At 46.6% G+C, this 5929-nt stretch carries 6 protein-coding genes; 3 read left to right on the top strand and 3 right to left on the bottom strand.

Annotation, left to right across the window (positions count from 1 at the left end; all coding sequences use genetic code 11):
* Nucleotides 1-81 precede the first annotated feature (81 nt).
* Complete coding sequence (locus F6Q11_RS05860) at nucleotides 82-849, bottom strand: SDR family oxidoreductase (protein ID WP_297027148.1); 768 nt, start codon at nucleotides 847-849, stop codon at nucleotides 82-84.
* Nucleotides 850-918: 69 nt separating this feature from the next.
* Between F6Q11_RS05860 and F6Q11_RS05855 the strand changes: the two genes are divergently transcribed.
* The 3 genes from F6Q11_RS05855 to F6Q11_RS05845 all read left to right on the top strand — a co-directional run bounded on the left by F6Q11_RS05855 (nucleotide 919) and on the right by F6Q11_RS05845 (nucleotide 3851).
* Nucleotides 919-1902, top strand: coding sequence for a mannonate dehydratase (locus tag F6Q11_RS05855; protein ID WP_297027145.1), 984 nt, complete (start codon nucleotides 919-921; stop codon nucleotides 1900-1902).
* 85 nt (nucleotides 1903-1987) lie between these two features.
* Nucleotides 1988-3103, top strand: a complete 1116-nt coding sequence (locus F6Q11_RS05850; protein ID WP_297027142.1) for an L-rhamnonate dehydratase — start codon at nucleotides 1988-1990, stop codon at nucleotides 3101-3103.
* Nucleotides 3090-3851, top strand: coding sequence for a hypothetical protein (locus F6Q11_RS05845; RefSeq protein ID WP_297027140.1), 762 nt, complete (start codon nucleotides 3090-3092; stop codon nucleotides 3849-3851). The genes F6Q11_RS05850 and F6Q11_RS05845 overlap by 14 nt, the downstream gene beginning before the upstream one ends.
* Before the next feature lie 9 nt (nucleotides 3852-3860).
* Here F6Q11_RS05845 and F6Q11_RS05840 read toward each other — a convergent pair whose 3' ends face one another.
* Together F6Q11_RS05840 and F6Q11_RS05835 are read right to left on the bottom strand one after the other, a co-directional pair.
* Complete coding sequence (locus tag F6Q11_RS05840) at nucleotides 3861-4721, bottom strand: fumarylacetoacetate hydrolase family protein (protein WP_297027137.1); 861 nt, start codon at nucleotides 4719-4721, stop codon at nucleotides 3861-3863.
* A 10-nt stretch (nucleotides 4722-4731) separates the two neighbouring features.
* Nucleotides 4732-5685, bottom strand: coding sequence for an alcohol dehydrogenase catalytic domain-containing protein (locus tag F6Q11_RS05835; protein WP_297027135.1), 954 nt, complete (start codon nucleotides 5683-5685; stop codon nucleotides 4732-4734).
* Between the last annotated feature and the right edge of the window lie 244 nt (nucleotides 5686-5929).

Raw genomic sequence — 5929 nt, 5'->3', positions numbered from 1 at the left:
CTTCATGGTTAATAACATAACACATTAGTTGTCTAAATAGTTATTGGGATTATATTTCATAGGCGTGCCACATGGATGTACTCATTCAGGTGTACTTATGGGAGCACGTATGCTTAAACCTCCATCCACGTAAAGGCAGGTACCAGTGATGAACGATGCCTCCTTGGATGCAAGGAATGCAACAGCGGAAGCAACTTCTGACGGCTGCCCTATGCGCTTCATTGGGTGCTGAGATCCCCATTCGAGCATCTTTCTCTTTATATCGTTTTCGTTGTTTCCCACCTCCAGCTCAGCAGCCTTTCTAACAAGTGGAGTATCGATCGTTGCCGGACAGACTGCGTTGCATCTCAGATCCGGTGCATAATCCAGTGCTATACTCTTCGTGAATCCGATAATCGCATGCTTGGACGTGACATAGGCTGACGCGTTCTTTGTTATTACAGAAGCCTGCACAGATGAAATGTTCACTATGCTAGGGTTCTCAGATTTCAGCATGTACGGTATGGCGATCCTAGAGGTGTTATAGTAGCCGAATAAATTCACCTCGATGATCCTTCTCCATTCTTCCTCGCTCATCTTCTCTATGCTTCCATAACTTTCTATGCCTGCGTTGTTAACGAGAACGTTGATGCTTCCATATTGATCATATACGGCCTTCAGTGAGGCCTTTAGATCATCAGTCTTGGTAACATCGCAGTCCATGTGCGTGTAGGATGCATCGTCGTGCCTCCCTATCGAAAGGTCAATGACCCTTGATCCCTCCTCTGCGAATCGACGTGCTATGGCCTTCCCTATTCCCATGCTCCCTCCGGTAACGATCACAACCTTTCCGCTCAGATCACCGTACATAGGTTGACATTTCACGATTCAAAATCAATGTTACCATCTCATTTAATATGGTTATATCGATAACAAATCATGAGGCTCAGGATAGCCGAGATCCTTCTTGAGGACAGGCCAAACGATTTCTGGAGATCGCTGAAGTTGATGGGCGTGAACGAGGTCACTGGTATTCTTCCAAGATGGTTTGCAGATTGGCGTAATTCCTATGAGGACGATCCGTGGGACTACTATCCCCTGATGAGGTACAGAAACATGATAGAGGACAGCGGCTTCCATCTCACGGCCATAGAGGATAACCCACCCATGCAGAACATAATCTACGGTACGGAAAAACGGGATCAGGAGATAGAGAACGTTCTTAAGATGATAAGAAACTTCGGAAGGCTTGGCATAAAGGTCTGGTGCTACAACTGGATGGCGGGAAGTGGCTGGTCAAGGACGAACACGCATATCCCATCTGATAACGGATCCTATGTGACCGGATTCGACAGCAGTTTCATCGGCGATGACCTCCCAAAAATGGGCAGAATAGATTCGGCGTCCCTGTGGAAAAATCTGAAGTACTTTCTGGATGAGGTGATACCGGTGGCCGAGGAGAACGACGTCAGGCTTGCCATGCATCCAGACGATCCGCCAATACCCAGATTCAGAGGCATAGACAGGATAATGAACTCCATAGATGCGTACCAGCATTTGATAGATCTGAATCGGAGTGAATACAATGGCATAACGCTGTGCCAGGGAAACTTCACGCTGATGACGGATGATCTCCCATCGGTCATAAGGCATCTCCATGACCGCATATACTTCGTCCACTTCCGCGATGTGTCTGGCAGCAGGGAGAAATTCGTTGAAACACTGATCGGAAGGGGCAAGACGGACATGGCTGCCTGCATGAAGGCGTACATCGATACAGGCTACAGCTGGATAATGCGTGTGGACCATTCACCGACCTTTCCGGGGGATCATGAGATAATCCCAGGATATTCCTATGCTGGTAGAATATATTCCATAGGATACATCCAGGGGCTCTTTGATTCCATATCTCGAGGGCCATAAACATTTTATTTTGAAATCCCTGTATCATAAATTTTTGGACAAGTACGGTAACAATCTTATTTTGTCAATCGCCATTTATTGTTCCATGGGCAAGATCAAATCTCTTGAGAAGGTATCGGAGGAGAAGGTAACTCAACAGATTTTTCCCTATACAAAGCCTACGGACTATTACAAGGATATGATCGGAGAGGTGTCACCTGCTGAGGCAGCAATGATAACAAAGATAGTCTTCGTGAGGATGAGAACCGAAGACGATGTTAGCAGCTATATATCCGTTACAGAACCTGTATGGAATTATCTCGAGGAGATAGAGAAATATCTGAGGCTGTTTGATGTTTCAGAGATAAGCAAGGCATGGGACTTTCTGTACAGAATCACACTGCCTACCGGCAGATCCGGGCTTGCGATGCATGCGATCAGCGCGATCAATCTTCTGATGTATGACGCATACGCTAAGGAGATCGGAATTCCTGTTTACCGACTCATAGGAGGATCAACCAGAAAGGAGATTAGAGCCTACGCCAGCCATCTTCATCCCGATAAGGATGAGAACCTGGAGGATGAGGCAAGGCGCTATCTGGAAGAGGGATACACAGATATGAAGATGAGATTCATCGCATCGCCTGCAGACCCTTATGCCATAGAGAAAAACCTGCATCTGGTGAAGGTTATCAGGGACGTTGTTGGCTATTCGGTCAACCTTGCCGGAGATTTCTGGATGTCTCTTAACTATAATTTTGCCTACAGGATGATAAGTGCACTCGAAAAATATGAAATGTCCTGGATAGAAGAACCGCTTCTTCCCGACGATTTCGAAGGCTATGCGAGGCTAGTAAGAAACGTGAGCATCCCGATATCTGCGGGAGAACACCATTATCATGTCTTCGACTTCAAGCGATTGCTGGACGCCGGAGTAACCATACTTCAGCCTGATGCAACCTGGGTAGGCGGAATAACGCCGATGAAGAAGATAGCAGGACTGGCGGAGGCATATGGAGCACAGGTTATACCGCATGCTGGAAATATATACAATCTTCACTTCATAGTTTCAGAACCTGAGTCTATAACACCCATGGCTGAGTATCTGACGAGATATCGGGATTGGATGGAGCAGCACATAGTTAATGTCCCTAAGGCCATAAAGGCCAGATTTACTCTCTCCATGGAACCGGGGTTCGGGATAAGATATGACTTCGAATGATCGTTACTCCATAAAGGTATTCAAAGTCGGGGAATCAGAGGTACCCGGTGCAGAGGTATACTGGATGAAAGACTTCTGGACATGGGAGCGGCTCTCCTTCCACATCGTTCTTGCATACAACAGCGAGCGCACATTTTTGATAAACACCGGGATGCCGCTGGATCTGAGCATTAGAAATCAGGAGATGAAGAAGTTCGCAGGCGATCGGGCAATATTCAGATCCGAGGACTCCATAAAGATATTGAAGGATGCCGGTTTTCCACCGGATAGCATAGATTTTGTGGCACTCACTCCTGTTCAGGATTATACAATTGGCCGGCTGGACGAATTCAGAAGATCAAAGATATTTATATACAGGGACGGGTGGGTCAGAGATATAGCGGCACCGGCGTACGCTTATTTCCACAACCGAGACCTCTTCATCCCTCGAAGAATCTTTGATTTTGTCTATGGCGAAGGATGGAAGAACATAGTCTTCTATGACGGTGAAATGGATCTAGTACCCGGTATACGAGCCATACCCGTTGGTTGCCATCACAGATCATCCGTGGCCTTCGTCATAAATACAAGATCGGGAAAGGTCGTGTTCACGGACGCCTCGTTCAAGAAGGAAAATGTTCGGAACAGGATACCCATAGGAATAGCAGAAAATATTTACGAGTGCCTAAACGCCTATGAAATTATGGAAAAGATCGGAGAAATTTTACCAGCATATGATCCGGCAATAGACGGACTTGTGATAGAGTGAATATCCACCCTAGGCTATTTTATTTGTCAGAGTGCCTATCCCAGTTATGCTTATCTCCACGGTATCTCCATGTTTCAGCCAGATCCTGTCCTTCTCCGGCAGTCCAAGTATAACCCCCTCAGGGGTCCCGGTGAATACTATATCGCCGGGCATCAGCCTGAAATATTTCGATAGATACGTCATTATCGCCTTCACATCAAAGATCATGTCTGATGTGTTGCCATTCTGCCTCATTTTCCCGTTCACCTTTGTCTGTATCTGGAGATCTCCTGCCAGGCCGAGTTCATTCCTTCCCACTATAATAGGCCCGATAGGCGCAAACGTTGGGAGTGCCTTTCCTAACAGCCATTGACTTGTTCTGAATTGGAGATCCCTTGCCGATACGTCATTTCCAATTGTGTATCCGAATATCCAGTCCTCCGGCTTTGGCCCATCGCGGCCGATCACAAGGACGAGCTCACCCTCATAATCTATTTGTTCTGCATCCTCTGGTACATTCACAGCATCCCCGCTCCCTATGATGCTGTCTGGAAATTTACAGAATATGGTGGGATATTCCATCACGTTTTGCTTTGATTCCCTCGCATGCTCTCTGTAGTTCACGCCAATGCAGAGGATCTTTCCTGGCCTCAGAACAGGTGGGAGAAGCCTCACTTCGTTGAGAGATATTCCTTTGAACTTATCCCTATGTTCAGAGATCAGCCGATCGATTTCATCCTGATCTATATCGGATGATATCACATCGTCAGCTATCCTGAACTCCTGGAATCTTTCGATGTGCTTTGCAAGTTCAGTGAATGGATATACCGAATTGCCAATTACGATTCCTCCAGCGGCTCTGCCATCATCAATAAAATTCAGGATCTTCATATTCCCATCCCTATGGTTTGAGTATTATCTTTGAGAACTTGGATTCGGGGGAAAGCTCCTCATTGAATGATTCTTCTCCCTTATCGAGAGTTCTTATATCGTACCATCTCTCACCAACATCCAGCAAACCTCTGTTGATCAGATCAACTGCTCTCCTGAAATTGTCGTCTGAATAGCAGAAAGATCCGTGCATTTCTATTTCACTCCTTATGATGTAGTTAACCTGCATTTCCGTCCTCGGTTCGTGCAGACCGACGAATACGACACGGCCTCCCCTAGCGACGGAATTTATTGCCAGTGATCTCGTTTCCTCGGTGCCGACAGCGTCAATGACCAGGTCAAAATCCTTCGCCATGTTCTTTTCTTTCCTGTTATTGATGATCCCAGTCGCTCCCCAGTACAGCGCATGATCTAAACGGAAATCATTTATATCGGCGACTAACCTTTCCACAGTCCCATAGCTTTCAAGCAATTTTGCCGACAGCAGGCCGATGGTACCTGCACCTATGATCAGGGCGCGATCGTCGAGCTCCGGTCTGGCATGTTCGACAGCTCTGAAGGCAGTGGCCAGAGGTTCAGCAAGCGATCCCTCAGGCTTGTCCACTATCTCATAACAGGAATAGTTCGGGACGTTAACGTATTCCTCGAATCCTCCAGGATAGTCCACACCGATGAGTTTCCTTTCAGGGCACAGCTGTCTGTTCCCTGTTCTGCAATATCTGCATTTCCCGCATGTCACCAAAGGATTTACGGCAACGTTCTTTCCGATCAGATAGCTGTCGGACTGTGATCCAACCTTAACAACCTTCCCTGTGAATTCGTGCCCCATAATTGATGGTGGCTTCCTGAGTTCATTCTGTCCAATAAAGGCTGAGAGTTCGGATCCGCATATCCCTGCATAGTCTACCTTCACGGTTACCCAGCCTGGCTGCGGTTCTTCAGGTTGCTTATCCACAACATCCATCTTTCTGATATCGGTCCAGATCAAAGCTTTCGTCGTTATCGCCATAAATTGATTTTTAGGGGAAATAAAAAGGTATAATCGGAACCGTCCGGTATTTGGGCATCAGAATGATCAACCCATGACAGAACATGATCGTTGTGCGGAATCTGCCTTATCTCAATATTGCGAGGATTATGCCCAGTTAGGGATTTGCCTGAGATATAAATCATTCCAACACGAAAAAATTCATTCCGGAAATTCATCT

This window comes from Thermoplasma sp. (assembly GCF_008709555.1).
In the GTDB taxonomy this organism is placed as follows: domain Archaea; phylum Thermoplasmatota; class Thermoplasmata; order Thermoplasmatales; family Thermoplasmataceae; genus Thermoplasma.
This window is presented reverse-complemented; position numbering and strand designations above follow the sequence as displayed.